This is a genomic window from Arthrobacter agilis (genome assembly GCF_002953615.1).
Classification (GTDB): Bacteria; Actinomycetota; Actinomycetes; order Actinomycetales; family Micrococcaceae; genus Arthrobacter_D; species Arthrobacter_D agilis_B.
In genome coordinates, this window is the sequence record NZ_CP024915.1 from 3,380,705 (window position 1) to 3,383,395 (window position 2,691).

General features: G+C 70.1%; 3 protein-coding genes. 2 read left to right on the forward strand and 1 reads right to left on the reverse strand.

Features of this window, described 5'->3' with window-relative positions:
• On the reverse strand, positions 1-602 hold a 602-nt coding region (locus CVO76_RS16630; protein WP_208740180.1), incomplete at its 3' end, for a GNAT family N-acetyltransferase.
• Positions 603-689: 87 nt separating this feature from the next.
• Between CVO76_RS16630 and CVO76_RS16635 the strand changes: the two genes are divergently transcribed.
• Positions 690-1,616, forward strand: a complete 927-nt coding sequence (locus CVO76_RS16635; protein ID WP_133081174.1) for a rhodanese-related sulfurtransferase — start codon at positions 690-692, stop codon at positions 1,614-1,616.
• A partial coding sequence (locus tag CVO76_RS16640; protein ID WP_208740181.1) for a DUF7059 domain-containing protein occupies positions 1,616-2,691 on the forward strand: 1,076 nt, incomplete at its 3' end. The genes CVO76_RS16635 and CVO76_RS16640, both read left to right, overlap by 1 nt.

The window sequence follows — 2,691 nt, forward strand, 5'->3', positions numbered from 1 at the left end:
TCGTACAGCGCCCGGCCGTCCGCGGAGGCCATGAGCAGACCGGACGTGACGTCGTCCTCGAGGACGCCGGCCGTCAGGGCGCGCATGACGAAGCTGCCCAGTCCCCGTCGCCGGTAGCCGTCCTCGGTGACGATGCGGTCGTAGACCGCGTGCTCGGCCACCACCGACACCGAGCCGTGGGCCGCCAGTTCCCCGTCGGCGCGCACCGTCACACGGCGGCAGGCGCCGCTGTGCTCGCGCTCGAGGGTGAAGTCGTCCCCGGGGGGCCGGGGGTCCTCGACGTCCTGGCCGTCCATGTCGACGCTCATCAGGGACTGCTGGCGGTCGGTGACCCGCATGCGCAGGGGGGCTGCAGCATCGATGAGCTCCTGCATCCTGTTGGTGACGACGGTCAGCACGCGCGTCGGATCGTCCCGGGTCTCGGCGGCGAGTTCGAGGAACAGCCCGGTCGTCGGTTCGAACAGGAAGTGCTCGGTCTGGTCCTGTTGGTCCGTGAGCAGCACGGAGGTGCTCCGTGCGTCCCTGTGAGGCTCGTAGCCCCGGCAGGCGGACCAGCCGGTGATCCACGTCTGGAGGAGTTCGGCGTCTGCGTGTGCACCCATGTGCTGAACCATAGTTCTCGACGACTTCGAATCACCAGGGACGGGCGCCGAGGTGACCGTATTGAGACGCAAAGTACGCTTTAAGCCGTGTCGATGAATCGTATTGCCCTTTATTACGCCTTTGCACCACTGCCCGACCCCGAGGCGATCCGCCTGTGGCAGCGTGCTCTCTGCGAGAAGTGGGGGCTGCGCGGACGGATCCTCATCTCCAAGGACGGGATCAACGGCACGGTGGGTGGCGAGATCGGCGCGGTGAAGCAGTACGTGAAGACCACGCGCGAGTACCCCGCGTTCAAGGGCATGGAGATCAAGTGGTCTGACGGCGGCGCGGACGACTTCCCGCGGCTGAGCGTGAAGGTCCGGGACGAGATCGTGTCGTTCGGGGCGCCCGGGGAACTCGAGGTCGACGCGAACGGAGTGGTGGGCGGGGGCACCCACCTGGCGCCGGAGGAACTGCACGCTTTGGTCGATGCAAAGCGGGCCGAGGGCGAGGAGGTCGTCTTCTTCGACGGCCGGAACGCCCTCGAGGCGCAGATCGGACGCTTCAAGGGGGCCGTGGTCCCCGATGTGCGCACCACGCACGACTTCGTCCGCGAACTCGACTCGGGCAAGTACGACGACCTCAAGGACAAGCCCGTCGTCACCTACTGCACCGGCGGCATCCGCTGCGAGGTGCTGTCCAGCCTCATGGTCAATCGCGGCTTCCAGGAGGTCTACCAGCTCGACGGCGGCATCGTCCGCTACGGCGAGAAGTACCGCGACGCCGGGCTGTGGGAGGGCTCCCTCTACGTCTTCGACAAGCGCATGCACCTGGAATTCAGCGATGACGCCGTCACGATCGGCAAGTGCGTGCGGTGCCAGACGCCCTCGAACACATTCGAGAACTGCTCCAACGCGTCCTGCCGGAATCTCACGCTCTACTGCTCGGCATGCGCGGCCGACCCGGCGACACTGCGGTGCCCCCAGGGGTGCGAGTCCGATGAAGCCGAGGCGACGGCCGCGGGCGCCGCGTGATGCCGGCCGCGCGTCCGACCGGCCGGCGGGACTTCGACGACGACGTCCCCACCACACCCTCGAGCCGGGACCTCCCGGCGCTCGAGGCACTCGCCGAGGACCTGACGGACCTCGCCTACACGGTCGACGGTGTCGGGGAACTCCTCGGAGCCCCGGCCTACGCGGCCCTCGGCCGGGGTCAGCTCGCCCCCGCGCTCCTCGAATGCAGGCGCCACCTCTCCGGCTCGGCCGGCGCGCGGGCCGTGCCGGTCCTCCTGTGGCTCCTCGGGGAAGCCGTGGGCGACGAGGATCTGCGGGCCGCGTTCCCGCGCCTCGGCGTGCCCGGGCTCGAACAGCTGAGGCTCATCGAGCCCGGTGCGGACGGCGGGCCGACGTCGCACGAGGAACGGCAGGTCACAACGGCCGACGGGCCGGAAGCTGCGACGCGCACTGCCGCCGACCCGTCGGCAGGACGGAGCCGGCACGCCGCCGTCGAGCTCCGGCCCTACGGCTCCGATACAGGCGGTGGCCTGTGGGTGGCGAGTGACCTCGGATCGGAGCAGCGCCCGGGGCCCCTCCGCCACGACCACGTCCTGGGCATCGGCGGCGCGTCCCTGACCCTCGCCCAGACCGTCATGCGGACGTCCGTGGAGCGGGCTCTCGACCTGGGGACGGGGTGCGGGATCCAGGCCTTCCACCTGCTGTCGCATGCCCGCCACGTGACCGCGACCGACATCTCCGACCGCGCGCTCGGGTTCGCCCGGTTCAATCTCCTCCTGAACGCCCGGGCTCTGGAGATCGACCCGCAGCGGCTGGGGGACCGCGTCAGCCTCCGCAGGGGCAGCCTGCTCGAACCGGTCGAGGGGGAGGGGTTCGATCTCGTGGTCTCCAACCCGCCCTTCGTCATCACCCCGCGCACCGGGAGGTCCGGGGAGGCCTACACCTACCGCGACGGCGGACTCGCCGGGGACGCCATCGTCGAGGACCTCGTCGGGACGCTGCCGGGAGTACTCGCACCCGGTGGTGCCGCCCAGCTGCTCGGCAACTGGGAGATCCCGGAGGGGAACGCGTGGGACCGGCGGGTCCGTGGGTTCGT